7 protein-coding genes are annotated in these 14,277 nt (G+C 72.7%); all 7 read right to left on the bottom strand.

All coding sequences use genetic code 11. The features are described 5' to 3' along the window. Positions 1-41: 41 nt before the first annotated feature. Positions 42-1,190, bottom strand: coding sequence for a hypothetical protein (locus QUY26_RS06320; protein ID WP_289944129.1), 1,149 nt, complete (start codon positions 1,188-1,190; stop codon positions 42-44). Then, entirely contained in the window at positions 1,187-2,518 is a 1,332-nt protein-coding gene (locus tag QUY26_RS06315) for a hypothetical protein (RefSeq protein ID WP_289944128.1), read from the bottom strand. The genes QUY26_RS06320 and QUY26_RS06315 overlap by 4 nt, the downstream gene beginning before the upstream one ends. Continuing rightward, positions 2,515-5,022 carry a DegT/DnrJ/EryC1/StrS family aminotransferase gene (locus QUY26_RS06310; RefSeq protein ID WP_289944127.1) on the bottom strand — a complete coding sequence of 836 codons (2,508 nt, stop codon included), beginning with the start codon at positions 5,020-5,022 and terminating at the stop codon, positions 2,515-2,517. Before QUY26_RS06310 ends, QUY26_RS06315 begins: the two co-directional genes overlap by 4 nt. Before the next feature lie 270 nt (positions 5,023-5,292). Further along, positions 5,293-6,393, bottom strand: a complete 1,101-nt coding sequence (locus QUY26_RS06305) for a radical SAM protein (RefSeq protein ID WP_289944126.1) — start codon at positions 6,391-6,393, stop codon at positions 5,293-5,295. A 325-nt stretch (positions 6,394-6,718) separates the two neighbouring features. Then, positions 6,719-8,338: an ABC transporter substrate-binding protein gene (locus QUY26_RS06300; RefSeq protein ID WP_289944125.1), complete on the bottom strand. Its 1,620-nt coding sequence runs from the start codon at positions 8,336-8,338 to the stop codon at positions 6,719-6,721. A 6-nt stretch (positions 8,339-8,344) separates the two neighbouring features. Continuing rightward, a complete protein-coding gene (locus tag QUY26_RS06295) occupies positions 8,345-10,429 on the bottom strand; it encodes an ATP-binding protein (RefSeq protein WP_289944124.1) in 2,085 nt (694 codons plus the stop codon). Positions 10,430-10,935: 506 nt separating this feature from the next. After that, positions 10,936-14,166, bottom strand: a complete 3,231-nt coding sequence (locus QUY26_RS06290; protein ID WP_289944123.1) for an NACHT domain-containing protein — start codon at positions 14,164-14,166, stop codon at positions 10,936-10,938. Positions 14,167-14,277: the final 111 nt, after the last annotated feature.

Genomic DNA, 14,277 nt, shown 5'->3' with positions numbered 1-14,277 from the left:
CGTCCATGGTTGATGGGTCGTCAAGGAAGCGGAGAGGCGGGTCAGTAGACGCCCTCGACCGCCTCCCCGGGGCCCGTCGGACCGTCGTGGAACGCCTGCACCGCCGCCACTCCGTCCCACGGGAACCACGGGTGCGGACCGGTCCGGATCGCGCTGTCCCGTTCGAGGAGATTCGGCAGGAACAGGTCCTCCAGGAGCGTGGTGACCCGCACCCGCCCGCGCTCGCCCACGGGCACCTCGCGCCAGGGATCGGCGGGGTCGACGACCTGGAGCACCGCGAAGGGCGGCGGCAGGTGGTACGAGTGCCCGGTGCCGCCGGGCAGCGCGGGAGCGCCCGGCACCGCGTCGGCCTGCAGCGCGTGGCCCGCCAGTGTGTTGCCGTACGTGTCGATCCACTGCACGCCGTCCAGGTGTTCCTGGCGCAGGAACGCGGCCTCGGCGGCGCTGCACGTGGTGCCGCCGGTGCACACCGCGCGGATGCCGTAGCTGTGCAGGGGGCGCGGCAGCCGCATGGCCAGTTCGAGGAGCAGCCGGGACGTGGTGAACAGGAGCGTGGGCCGCTCGGCGGCCAGCAGGGTCAGGGTCTGCTCCACCAGGTGCGCGGTGTAGGAGTCCGCCTCGCCGCCCGCGCGCAGCGACGCCTTCACCCAGCGCGGGTCGAAGTCGATGGCGAACACGGCGCCCCGCCAACTGTCCGCGAGACCCTCCACGAAGTGCCCGTACGCGTGCGGACCGCTCGGCGTCATCGCGAGGATGTCACCGCCCGCGACGCCGCGCGCCTCCAGGACGGTCCGGTAGACCTCCACGTCGTACGCGAGGCGTGTGACGTTCACGATCCGGCAGGGCGCTCCGGTGGTGCCGCCTGTCTCGAAGACCCGGAACGGCCGGTCGCGATAGCCGCGCGGGCGCAGGTCCAGGGCGCTCGCCGCGCGCAGCTCGCCCTTGTCGAAGAGCCCGAACAGCTCCAGTGCCGCGAAGCCGTCGACGTCCGTGAGCGGGTCGAAGCCGAGTCGGTCCCGGCGCCCGACCCAGAACGGGGAGCCGGTGTCCGGGTGGAAGTGCCAGCGCATCATGCGGCGCGTCCACACGTCGATGTCCACGGCCAGCTCGGGCACGCGCTCGCGCAACGTGTCGTACAGGCCGTCGAAGGTGACCTGCGGGGCGTGTTCTCGGCGGGCCGCGGTCGTCATGGGGCTCCTCCTGGTGTCGCCGGCGGTCGGTACACGAACAGGGCTTCGTCGGCGAGGGCACGCGCGGCGTCGGCGGTGGCACGGAGCACGGCGGCGAAGGGGAAGGGGACCTCGTGGCCGATGAGCGGGTGCGACGGTGCCGCGGGGTCGTCCTGGAGCAGGGCCAGTTGAGGGCGTACGTAGGCGTCGGCGCCGGTGGCGGCACCTGGGCCGGCGCCGGTGCCTGTGACCACCGTCGGCTCGCGGGTGAGCAGGCGGTCGCCGGGGCGCAGGCGGTCGCGTACGGACGCGGCGGCGCGGTCGGCCTCACCGGCCTCCCGGAAGGCGGTCAGCGGCCACTGAGGATCGGTCGGGTCGGGCGCGGGACCCGGATGGAGCGCGTCGAGCGCGGTCGCGAGGGCCTTGGCCAGGGGCTCCGGGTCGTGATCCACGCACACGACCGTGCGCACGTTGCTGCAGAAGCGGCCCGAATCCGCGGCGATCAACGGGAGCAACCAGGCCACCGTGTCGTCAACAGAGCTGTCGACAGCGCTGTCAACAGAGCCGTCAACACAGTCGACGGAATCATGAGGGGCAAGGGTGTCAGTGGAACCGGCGGGTCCGGCGGGAGTGCCTGGTGACACGAGTGCGCAGCCCCGGCCGGGTCCGTGCAGCGTCAGCGCGGGCGACTCCCGCACCGACGCGGCGAGCCCCGCGCCGCCGTACACGATGTGCCGGTCGGTGAGTTTCAACAGGCCGTGCAGGGTGTGCTGTTCGGTGGGGTACAGGCCGAGGCGCGGGGGCGGCCAGCCGACGGCGAGGAGCGCCGCGAGCAGCCTGGCCGCGGACAGCGGTTCGCGGCGGCTCGGGCGCACCCAGACACACGCGGACCGTTCGGCCTGCTCCAGGACGGAGTCCAGGCAGGTGAAGGTGTTGCCGGGCAGCGCCACCAGCGCGAGCGCGTCGTCCGGGGCGGTGGCCTCGCGGCGCGCGGCCCCCTCGTACAGCATCGCCCCCCACCGCTCGACCAGCGGCCCCGGCAGTCCGGCGGTGTCCCACAGGGCCGCCCGGAAGGCGTCCGCGCTCTGCGGCCCGATGCCGCCGATGGTGACGGTGCCGTGCCGGAACAACTCCAGGGCGGAAAGGACGAGTTCGCGGCGGCCCGACAGCGGGGCCAGGTCCGCGCGGACGCCGTCCCACCAGCGGCGGTCGGAGTGGGCGACGATGTGCGGGACGAGGGCGAGGCGGGTGCGGCTCGCGCCGGGCAGCGGGGCTGTGTCCAGGGACGGCTGCCAGTCGCCCCTGCGGTACGCGGAGAGGACCGGAGCCTCGTCGTCCGGCCCCGTCACGACAACTCGCCGCGCAAGGCCTCGACCACCCGGAACTGCTCGGCCCGGGTGAGCGTTGGATAGAGCGGAAGCGCGATGTGGTGGCGGGCGAACCAGCGGGCCTGCTCGAAGGGGCCGTCGGCCGCCGCACCGGGAACTCCCGCCCCCGCACCGGGCGTTCCGACCACAGCCCCAGGAGTTCCCGCTCCCGCACCGGGCGCTCCAGCCGCCGACCCGGAGGCATCCACCGTCGTCCCGGAGGCCCCCACTCCCGCGCCGAAGGTCTCCACCCCCGCTCGGGAGGCCTCCACCCCCGCTCGGGAGGTCTCCACTCCCGTCCCGGAAGCCGCGACCCCCGCTTCCGGATCCGCCGACGCCGCGAAGTACGGCTGGTCGCACAGCAGATGGTCGTACACCTCGCCCGCGAGCGACACGCCATGCCGTTCGCGCAGGCGCTTCTTCAGGAGCGCCCGGTCCACGGGCGCCTCCAAGTAGGCGAGGTACTTGTAGTAGTTGCTGTGCGCCGCCGCGGGCACCGCGTGGGGGCGGACGCCGGGCACGTCGGTCAGCAACTCGTCGTAGCCGAGGGCGAGCTCACGGCGCGCCGCCAGCGTGTCGTCGAACCGCTCCAGGTCGACCGTGCCCACGGCGGCGTGCAGTTCGCTCAGCCGCCAGTTGCCGCCGGGCCGGTCGTGCAGCGTGGATCCCTGCGCGCTCTTGCCGTGGTCGCGCCAGCGCCGCACCTGCTCCGTGTCCTCGGCGTTCGCGCACGTCACCAGGCCGCCCTCACCGCTCACCGCGACCTTCGTGGGGAAGAACGAGAACGCGCCGAACCGGCCGAAGGCCCCCGCGTACCGGCCGCCGAGCGTCGCCCCCAGCGCGTGCGCGGCGTCCTCCACGACGGCCACACCCCGGCGCTCGCACAGCGCGAGCACGTCGTCGAGGGCGGGCGAGACGATGCCGCCGATGTGCACCGGCAGCACGGCCGCCGTGTCCGGATGACGGTCGAGCGCGGCGCGCAGCGCGTCCGGATCGAGGCCGAGGCCGTCCAGCTCGATGTCGACGAACCGCACCCGCGCACCCGCGCGCACCGCGGCCGCCGCCGTCGCGAAGAACGTGTTCACCGGCACGAGCACCGTCCGCCCGGCCACGCCGACGATGCGCAGGGCGATCTCCAGGGCAGCCGCGCCGGACGCGACCGCGACCCCTTCGCGGCCCGTCCAGGAGCGGCACAGCTCCTCGAACCGGGCGAGCCCCGGGCCCTGCGTGAGGTGACCGGAGGCGAGCGCGGTGTCGACCCGGTCAAGGACCGCGCGGCGCTCGGCCACACCGAAGTGGACGCGCTGCGCGGGCACGTCGCCGGGGGCGGGAGCGGGCCCCGACAGGGTGCGCGTGAAGAAGTCGACCGCGTGCTGTACGTGGGTGCCGTGGCCCATGGGCAGCTCGTGCACGTCGAGGTGGTCCACGGCGTCCGCCGCCGCGTAGCCGCGCCGGACGGTGGCCGCGGCGGCGCGGGCGTCGGCCGGTTCCAGGTAGGAGTCGGCGGTGCCGAACTGAAGGTGCAGTGGGGCCGGGGCAAGCGCGGCGTAGAGGTCGCCGAGGTCGGCGTACTCCAGGATCCCCGGCAGGACCGCGCCCTCGTACCCCGTCAACAGGCGCTCGTACAGTGCCGGATAGGTGCCGAGATGGCTGGCCGCGCACACCGGCAGCGGGTGCGGTGCCAGCAGCGCGGTGTGCAGGGCGACTGCCGCGCCCAGGCTGTGCCCGAACAGGCCGACGCGGTCGGCGTCGACCAGCGGGTGCGCGGTGAGGACGTCCAGGGCGCCGAGGGTGTCGCCGACGAGTGCGCCGAGCAGGGAGCGGCCCGTGAGCGCGAAGGCGTGCGCGAGGAGGGCGCCCTCCTCGCGGCCGGCGCGGCGCTCCTCGTCGAGGCCGCCGATGCCGTGCTCGAAGGTCAGCGTGACGAAGCCGGCGCGGGCCAGGTGCTCGGCGATGTTGCGGTCGGGGAAGTCCGGTGGGCGCTCGCCGGTGAGGTGCTCCAGGCGGGCGTTCTTGCCGCCGAACACCAGGACGGCGGGGCCGGGGGAGGCCTCCGTGCGGGTCGCCGGGGACAGGAGCGTGGCCTGGAAGGCGCCGCGTACGGGGGAGTTGAGGGTCAGGTGCTCGCGCCGCAGGCCGATCCCGTCGCCCGGACCGTCGCCGGCCTCGCCGGGACCGTCGCCAGTCCTGCCCGGGGCGCCGCCGGTCTCACCGGGGCCGTCGCCGGTCCTGCCCGGAGCGCCGTTGGTCGCGCCCGGACGGCCTGCGGTCCCGTCGTCCGCCCTGTCGCCGGACCTTGCGGTGGCGTCGACGGTCGTGTCGACGGCCGTGATGTCGAGTGGGGCGTGGTCGACGCGGGCCAGGCGCGCCACGATCGCCCGGATCCTGCGGGACCAGGCCGCGTGTGCGGTGGGGTCGGAGAGTGCGGGGGTGAAGCGCAGCGTCGGGTCGGCTCGCAGGAGTCGGCGCACGTGGGTGGTCTGCATGCGGGGGCTAACGCTCCTGTGGGTGCGGGTGGGTGCGGGTGGGTGCGGTTTCGGCGCGGGTGGGTGGGTGGGGGCCCTCGCGGGGCGCCCCAGGCCCGCCCCTTTCCGTAACCAGGGGCTGCCGCCCCCCTGGGCCCCCGCCGATCGCCGCTTCGCGGCTCGTCCTCAAACGCCGGACGGGCTGACAACTGGCCGACGCGAGTCGAGAAGGGCGGGACGGGTGGGAGAGACGGGGCGGGGCAGGGCACGCCCGTACGCGCTGTGCCGCGGCTACACGAAGTCGGCGTGCAACGTGCTGGGCACCTCGAGCGCATACGCGTCCAAGGCCTCGTCGAGTTTGATCTGGCCGCGTTTGAGCAGTTCGAGCAGCTCGTTCTGCGGACGGTAGAAGCAGGACTTGCACAGGTCGGTGCGGTTGGGGTTGGTGGCCTCCCACTCGGCGCGCGGGCCGCCGTCGAGGACGGTGGGGTAGCCGAGGTCGACCACGTCGCCGATGCGGTAGCGGCTGTTGAGGTGGACCTGCGGGCACGGGTAGAGGTGCCCGTCGGCGCCGACGGCCGTCACGAAGCGGCTGTAGTGGCAGCGCTCGAAGTCGCCCTCGACCTCCTCCACCTGGTCCATGGGGCCTCGGTCCAGCTTGGGCACCGACACCTCGAAGGCCTCCGTGGACATCGCGGCGGCCTCCACGAGGGAGGCGGAGATCTCCGCCATGACGGTCTCGATGGTCTCGTGGCCCATCGCGCTGTAGAACTCCGGCTCGAAGCGCACATAGTGCGCGCCGGACTCGTGGGCGATGCGGGCGGCCTCGACGATCTCGCGGTAGTTCTGCATCGTGATCACGTAGTTGAAGCCGATGCGGAAGTCCGGCGCCACGGCGTTGTCGCGCAACTTGCCGATCGTCCCGATGAACTTGGAGAACGTCTGCTCGCGGTCGCGCGTGATGTCGTTGAACGTCGCCTCCGTGCCGGCGTTCATGCCGACGCGCACCCAGGTGTGCGTCGCCGTGACGCAGTCGGCGACCTTGGGGCGGCCGAGCCGGGAGCCGTTGGTGATCAGGCCGATGTGCAGGCCGCTGTCGTGCCCGGCGTAGCAGATGTCGGCGTAGCCCGGGTGGATGGTGCACTCGCCGCTGCCGCAGAAGGTCACGGCGCGGCCGTCGTTCTCGGCGAACTCCTTGAGAAGCGTGATCGCCTTGTCGGTGGTGAGGGAGTCCTTGAACGAGAACAGGTCGTAGAACTGTTCCTCGTTCGGTGAATGGAAGTTGCAGAAGTTGCAACGCATATTGCAGGCGCCCATGATGCCGATCCGCATGTGGACCGGTTTGATCTCCTCGCCGGCGACGAATCGTCGGAGGAGATCACCGTGCGCCATGACTTTCTGGGGAGAGTGTGCTTGATCGAGACTCACGTCCGGGAGGCCTTCGCCGTTCCGGGGCGCTGCCATGGTGATGTCGCGGGCACCTTCAGTGCTGTTCACGAACTCCTCCACGCGCTTTTTGGCGACGTTTTGCGTTGTCCGATCGACGTTCGCGACAGTAGGAGAGCGCTTCCTGGAGTGTCAATGGGTCTAGACAACCCGGAAGTTGAGTAAACATCTACCGCGCCACGGGATCAGGCCAAATGTGCCGGGCACGTGTTCTTGTCACGTGCCGCAGCGCGTCGGACGCCGTTCACCACGGGATTCGCCGGAGGGCTGATCAGGAATCGTCGCGGGTCACGTTGTCGGGACACGGATGCTTGAACGTCTTCTCGAACGTCCGGAAGGTGTCCTGCGCCTTGCGGCCCCGCACGGCCGGGTACTCGATCACCGGCACGGGCTTGCATACCGGCCACTGATCGGTGTCGTCGGTCTCGGAGGACTTCTCGAAGCCGTACGTGCCCGCGGCGCCCTGGAGGCAGCCGATGCAGCGCGTGGAGTCGCCGGTGTCGACGATGCTCGCGTCGATCAGCGTGTTGTACACGTCGTCCTTGGTCGGCGTGCGCGCCGGTTCCGGTGTCCTGGTGGAGCCACCGGTGGGCTCGTTCGCCTCCGAGTACGAGCGGTCGAAGGCGTTGGCCAGGAGCATGAACGCGTCGTGGTACATGATCGCGTAACCGTCGTCGAGGGGTTTGGCGCCGAGGCTGTGCGACTCCTTCAGCTTGTCGAAGACCGAGAGGAAGCCGCCGAGGCCGTCGGGGGCGGTGCTCTTCTTCTGCCACCACTCGCTCGTCACGGAAGCGGCGGCCACCATCGTGGTCTTCGTCTCGCGCAGCATCCGCGTGAGTTCGGGGGTGGTGAGCGTCGGGTCGAGACCGATTCCCACTTTCAGGATGCGCACGGGGCTGCTGCGGTCACAAGAAGGCTCCTGTGACAGGCGTTTCACAAGTGCCGGGAGATCCTGGTCGCGGCCCGCGAAGAACACCGTGTCCGAATCGGTGACACAGATCTTCTGCGCGGCGGACTGGAATCGCTGCGGGATACCGGCGTCCGGGCCCGTCGAGCCGAGGAACGACGCCGAGCGCTTGCGCAGTCCGTAGGCCGCGCCGAATTTCTTCTCGATCAGCTTCTGCAGATTGCGGGAGTACACGTCGTCGGGGCGGCTGTCGAAGACGAGGAAGCCTTTCCCCTCGCCCCGGTTCTTCTTCAGGTACTGACCGAGTGCGTCCGCGAGGAGATCGTTGTTCGGTGAGGTCTTGAAGAAGTAGGGGGCGTTCATGTCGGCGGAGGTGATGACGGGGCCGACGGTCGCGATACGGCGGTCGCTCAGCTCCTGCATCGCTTCCCGGGTCTCGGGCGTGCTGCTCGGCAGGCCCGTCACGCCGACGAGCGGCGACTCCCGGTCGTCCGTCAGGTCCTCCAGGTCGTCGACCACCGGCCGCCACTTGTCGAGGTCCTTGCCGTCGGGCGCCATCAGGAGCTGATAGTGCGGCCCGCCGCCGCTGTTGGCGCGCAGCTGGGCCGCGTGCGCCCCGGCGAGTGCGCGGCGGATCATCGGCGCGGTCATGGCGCTCGAATCGTCCGAGGTGAACGGCATCATGAGCGCGATCCGGCCGTACGGTATCCGGGTCTGGCCCTTCCTCGGCGACTCCCAGGCCTTCTTCACCCGGGCGTTCTCGTCGGCGACGGCCCGGATCAGTCCCTTGATGTCGTCGTTCGCGTCGAACGCCGATTCCGTGACGCCCACGCACTGGCCGTCACGTTTGGTGAGTCCGCCCGCGCAGTCCTCGGGCCGGGTCGCCAGATACACGACCACGCCCACGGCGATCAGGACCAGCGGCACCAGGACGGCGATGGCCTTGTCGAGGGGACCGAACCCGTTGCGACGGCTCAGGAGCATGCTTCCTCACAGTTCGGGCAGCGGGAGGGGGCGCTTGTCTCGGGCGGCGGCAGGCCAGGTGCGGGCGGCCTGGCTGAGCACCGCCCGCCACGTCTGGTGCCGCAGCGACAGGAAGGCCAGCTCGGCTCCGATGTCTTCGCACAGGTCGGCCTCCGGCTCGGCCAGCGCGTCGGAGAGGTACCACAGACCGTGCAGCAGCCTGTTGATGCAGCGGTCGATCTCGTCTATGTCGTGGTAGCGGTCGTCGTGGGCGCCCGCGGCCATCGCGGCCCGCTCGTCGTCCCAGTCCGCCGACGGCGGCGCCGGAGCCGTCGCCGCGTAGCTCAGGCAGTTCAGCCAGCGCAGCGCGCTCTGCCGGTCCTGCTCCGACTGGAACTCCTCGGACAGCGCGGCCACCACCGTCTTGGCGTCACCGGCCGCCAGCGTGTGGCGCAGCGCGTCGGCCTCGCTGTCCTCGCCGCGCGTGGTGTGGTGGCGGCGCAGGAAGCCGTGGATCTCCTGCCAGCCGCGGCGCGAGTCGGCGCCGTGCGAGGTCCGGCGTGCCTCGTGCACCAGGAGGGTGTGCAGCAGCGGGTCGGCGGCCAGCGGGCGGTCCTGCGGGGTGTCGTGCTGCCAGTGCTCGGCCTCCAGATAGTCGGCGGCCGCGTTCGCGGGCAGCTGCTCGGGGCCCTCCAGACGCAGATGGGCGGCAAGGGCCTGCGCGGCCGTGCTGTCGCGGGCCAGGGACAGCGGCACCAGACGGGACCGCTGCTGCGGTGAGGGAAGCAGCCGCTCCAGGATCGCCTGGGTCACCGGGTGGCCGTCGGGCGTGGTCAGTTCGAGGAGGTTGCGCGGGCCGAGGGGTCCTTCCGGCGGGCGCGGGGCGGCGCCTCGGGACGCGGTGGCGCGGGTGTGCTCCAGGACGGCGTCGCACAGCACGCCGCTCGCCAGCGGGTGTCCGCCGGTGAGGGTGTGCAGCGCGGACGCCAGATACGGGTGCAGCGGCGCGGACGCGGCGTCCAGCATCAGCAGGACGTCGTCCCGGCTGAGCGGCGTGAGCGGTACGACGAGCAGTCCCGCCGACGGGGCGTGACCGGTGCGCCGCCAGCGCGTGGAGGCCACCAGGTCCGGCAGTTCGTGGTGCGCCGCCTCGGTGGCGTCCGGTGGCGCGTCGCCGAGCCGGGTGGCGACGACGACCAGCGGGTCGTGGTGGGCGGCGCCGGGCCGGGCGCGGTATTCGAGGATGAGGTCGACCAGGCGGGCGCCCGCGGGGGAGTGGGTGTTGTCGAGCAGGATCAGCGGGCGCGGGTCGCGGTTCAGGCGCTGCCACTTGCTGCGGGCGGCGGCGATGTCCTCCAGGAAGGCGTGCACGAGGGTCTGCTCGGCCGCGTGCCGGTAGTCGCCGCCGCGGCGGAACCAGTCGGCGAGGCGCACGAGCCCGTCCTGGCCGTCCGCCGCCGAGCCCGCGGCGGCGGAATCGGACTCCGCGTACCGCTCCTGGTACCACTGGCGCAGCGGTGCCGCGGCGCGCGAACGTGTGTACCGCTCGAAGTACTCCGTGAGCGCCGCCTGCGTGACCGCGTGCGCGCCGGGCCGGGACCCGGAACCGTCGGCTCCCGCGCCGGGCGCGTCGTCCAGGCGGGCGCGCAGCCGGACCGCCCAGCGCTGGGCGACGTTCGCCTCGGTGCCCGACTCCAGGTGGCAGGCGATCAGGAGGCGGGCGACGCGCGTGGTGGCGCGGGTCCGGTCGTCCGGCGTCCCGCCGTGGCTCGCGAACACGGAGATCAGGCCCGGCAGGAGCAGTGGGAAGCGCCTGCCGAGGGCGGGCGCGAGCGAGCACACCAGCTCCTCCAGGAGCTCCACGACGAGCGCGCAGGCCGCGGTGTCGACGAGGGCGAGCGGAAGGCGCCCGGAGTAGTGCCGCTCCAGGGCGCGCAGGACGGCGGTGCGCCCCATGCCGTGGCGTCCGGTCAGGAGGACGACCGGCAGGTCCTTGTCGTGCTCCCAGGGCACGCGGGCGCGTTCGGCATAGGCGAGGCCGGTGAGGCGTGGGAGGAGGGAGTGGAGGAGCGGATCGCGTGCGTACAGCCGAGGCGTTTCGGATGTGTGCATCTCGCCGGATTCCGCTCCCGTCCTTGGCCGCCCGCCGGGGTCGCTTTCTCGCAGGTTCGGCGGTCCTGCGCCGCGCCCTCTTCGCTGCTCCTTCGTCGCTCCTTGCCACAGTCAACTGCATTGAGGGTGAAAGAAGTTACACCTCCCACTATCCCCTGGCCAGGGCTTACGGGCGAGCTGATCGGGCATATTACGGCGGATCCGTGACACGGTGCGCCGTGCGATCGCGGGCTCGCGGCGGAGCGGGGCGAGGGCCGGTCGGGCCGAGGTCGTACGGAGGGTGGAGGGCGGTCGGACGGCGGGCTGCGGACGGCTTGATTCCGATGGGTTTTCGGTCAGGAGTCGCCCAGTTGTCGTTGGATGCGGGTCGGCAGCGGTCAGGAACGGCTCCGGAACGGGCGCGCGGAGGGGCGTGGACTCGGGTCGCGCGCAGGGGCGCACGCACCGAGCAGCGGGGGCGCACGCGCGGAGCAGCGAGGGCGCACACCAAGCCGTGCGTGTGCTCCTCAGTGCCGCGGTCGCACCGTCAGTTCCACCCGCGCCGGCAACTCGTCCGCGTGGTGCACCTCGCCCGGATAGTCGAGCCGCACCCGCCGCAGTGCCGGGAGCCCCGCCAGATGCACCAGGTCGACCGTGTCGAACAGAGAGAGGTGGACCTCCTCCAGGCCCGGCAGGCGGCGCGCGATCCGCCGCAGCGACACCGCCGCGCCGGGCCGCGAACGCACGTCGAGGCCGGTGAGCTGCGGAATGCGGGCACCCGGAGGGAACAGCATCATGCTCAGCTGCTCGTGCGACAGGCGCAGGGTGCGCAGCGCGGGCAACTCGGCGAGCAGCGCGTCCCAGTCGTCCGGGCGGAGCCGGTCGCTGGCGTTGTGCAGCCGTAGCTCGCGCAGTTCCGTGAGGGCGGTGATGGCGTTCAGTTCGACGGCGTCCGGCGGCAGCGCGAGCAGCCGCAGCGCACTCGGCCGCGGCAGGTCCCGCAGGCCCCGCCAGGGCACGGCGGCCCCCAGGAGCAGCGAGTCGAGGCGCGGGCACGCCGAGAGCCGGGCGAGGGGCTCCAGCTGGGGCAGGTCGGTGAGGGTGAGGCGGCGCAGCAGGGGCAGCCGGGTCAGCGGCGCCGTGTCGCTGATGGCGCGGCAGCCGTGCAGGGCCAGGGCCTCCAGGGCGGGGAACGCCGACAGGAAGCCGAGCGAGGTCAGCCGCATGTTGCCGCGCAGGCGCAGCTCGCGCAGCCGGTCCGTGTCGAGCGCGCCGAGGATCTCCTGATCGGTGAAGTCGCCCTGGAGCACCACGCGTTCGTACCCGGACATCGCGCTGAGCGCCTTCAGCTCCGCCGCCGAGCGCACCGTGACGGCCTCGCCCGCGCCGGCCGCGAGCAGCGGCTTGATGATCTCCTCGGCGTACATGTCGGTGTCGAACCGGTCCCAGTGGGCGAGGAGCTGGGAGCGCACCGCGGGCTGCCGTGTGGTCACGAACTCGCGCAGCCGGGTCAGGGCCGCGTCGCCGCCGATGCGGCAGATCGCGTGGACCGTCGTGACCTCGGCGTCGCCCGTGAGCGTGTCGGCCCCGGGCAGCAGGCCGAGCAGCAGCGCCCCGGTCTCCGCGAGAGCCCTGGCCTCGCGCATGCTGCGCGGCGGCAGGAGCTGCGCGGCGCGCTCCTCGACGGTCCTGCGGACCTCCGGGTCGAGGCGGGTGGCCTGGCCGAGGGAGGCGAGGGCGAGCAGCCGGAGCCGGGCGCGCACCGTGTCGTCCTCCTCGCGGTCGGCGCGGCCCGTGAGCCGGGTCAGGAGGTCGGCGCGCTCGTCGGGCCGGGCCTGGGCGACGGCCATCTGCAGGACGTCCTCCCACTGGTCGACGTGCGCGTGCGCGACCAGGACGCCGATGTCGTGCTCCTCCAGAGCGGCCTTCGCGCCGAGGAAGTCCTGGAAGGTGCGGTGGATGAAGTCCACGGCGCCCTCGGCCGGTTCACGCAGCAGGCCGGTGCGCACCAGGAGCAGCCGCAGCACGTCGTCGGACGTGCCGACGGTGGCGAGCTGCGGCACGGACGGGCGAAGCCGCTCGATCAGGTCGACGGCGTCCTGCCGCCGCAGGATGGTGCGTTCGTTGCGGATCAGCCAGTACGCGAGGCGCTTCAGGGGCTCCGTCGCGGACATCTGGTCCAGTGGCGGCGGCTTGCGGCCGTACAGGTCGCGCTCGCGGTCGCGGCGCTCCAGGAGCATCGAAAGGGCCGCCTCGTACAACGCGATCCGGCCCGGCGGCAGGAAGCCGCGGCGCTCACGGTGCAGCGCGCACATCAGGGAGCACAGCAGCGGGTTGGTGGAGAGACGGCTCAGCTCCGGCGAGGCCCGCAGCAGCGGAAGCAGCTTGCCCGCGAGTTCCTCGCCCGCGCCCGCCGCCTCGTGCCAGCGCCGCACGAACCTGCGTACGTCGCCCGGCCGCATCGGGGTGAGCGTGAACTCGCGGAAGCCCTCGCGCCCGAGCCAGTCCCTGGGCAGCGCGGAGGGCCGCGTCGTGACCAGCCACAGATTGCCGGGGAAGGCGGAGTGCAGCTTCGCGAGCCAGGCACGCGCGCGGGGCCGCTCCGCCTCCGGGATCTCGTCGACCCCGTCGATCAGGAGCATGCCGCGCCCCGCCTGCAGGACCCGCACCGCCCAGCCCTTGGGTTCGCTGCCGGTCAGGGGGCAGTCGATCCACTTCAGGAAGCCGTCCGGCATGGGCAGTTCGGTGTCCTCGCGGGCCAGCGTGCGCAGCGGGAGCACGAACGGCACCCGGCCGAGGAGCTGCGGCAGATGACCCGGCACCCGGTCCTGCTGGGCGGTGGTGATGGCGATCCACTGCACCAGCGTGGTCTTGCCGGTCCCGGCGACGCCGCGCAGCAGCACCCGGTCGTGCGCGGCCAGGGCCGCCTCCACGGGGCCCGCGGTGCGCTCGGACTCCGGGTCCGGGTCGGCGCCGCGGCCGTCGGGGTCGCCGTTGCCCGCGCCGGGGACCTGTTCGGCGGGGTCGCGGGCGGGCGCGGCCTCCAGGCTCAGATAGGCGGTCTCCAGCGGCCAGGCCTGGCTCTGCGGGTCGTGCAGGTCGACGCCGTGGATGGTGAGGCTGCTGTGCCTGCGGACCACGTAGTCGGCGTAGGTCTGCTCGAAGTCGGTGTCCTCCGCGAGGGTCGCGGGCAGCCGCTCGAGCAGCAGCCGCAGTTGCTCCTTCTGCTCGCTGATGCTGCGGCGCAGCTCGACCTGGGTGCGGGCCTCGAAGCCGGGGCGCTTGCTGAACTGGTGGACCAGGTGCAGACAGGCGGTGACGAGCAGCCGGTCGTGCAGGCGGGCGGCGTCGGTGCTGAGCAGGGCGCGGGTCTCCGGGGCGCTGGCACGGACCAGGGCGGCGGCGAGCTTCTCCGGGCCGAGGTCGTAGGCCTGCACGTCGTCCATGTCGAGTTCGCCGAGGGCGCGCAGGGTGTGGCCGAGGGCGTAGCCGACGGCGTTCTGCTCGTCGGGCGCGATGGGCGGGTCGTGCGGGCCCGCGGCGCGCATCGCGCGGCGCACCAACTCCCGGGCGAGCTGGTAGAGATCGGCCTCGCTGAGGACGCGTCTGTCGCCGGTGAAGGACAGGAGCCGCCCGATGCGCACCGGCCGCTCGCCGAACTCGGCTCCCGGCAGGCTCTTGGGCGGCAGCAGCAACCGTTTCACGAGCGGCACCATCACCGACGACGCGATCCGCAGCCCCACCGTGCCGGCGTCCACTCAAGCCCCCGTCCATGACCAGAACCGCCCTTCGGGCACCTTAGACCGTGGTCGCCGACCGCGCACCGAGGTCGCGCGGAGCACCCGGGGCGCGACTGCGGGGCGACGGCG

The sequence above is a fragment of the Streptomyces flavofungini genome (assembly GCF_030388665.1).
GTDB lineage: Bacteria > Actinomycetota > Actinomycetes > Streptomycetales > Streptomycetaceae > Streptomyces > Streptomyces flavofungini_A.
Note: the sequence above shows the minus strand (reverse complement) of the source record. Positions and strands in the feature narration are given on the sequence as shown.

Bases quoted from the DNA above. Each gene is read 5' to 3' on its own strand.
- QUY26_RS06320 (WP_289944129.1), bottom strand. From the start codon at position 1,190: ATGACGACCGCGGCCCGCCGAGAACACGCCCCGCAGGTCACCTTCGAC.
- QUY26_RS06310 (WP_289944127.1), bottom strand. From the start codon at position 5,022: ATGCAGACCACCCACGTGCGCCGACTCCTGCGAGCCGACCCGACGCTG.
- QUY26_RS06305 (WP_289944126.1), bottom strand. From the start codon at position 6,393: ATGGCGCACGGTGATCTCCTCCGACGATTCGTCGCCGGCGAGGAGATC.
- QUY26_RS06300 (WP_289944125.1), bottom strand. From the start codon at position 8,338: ATGCTCCTGAGCCGTCGCAACGGGTTCGGTCCCCTCGACAAGGCCATC.
- QUY26_RS06295 (WP_289944124.1), bottom strand. From the start codon at position 10,429: ATGCACACATCCGAAACGCCTCGGCTGTACGCACGCGATCCGCTCCTC.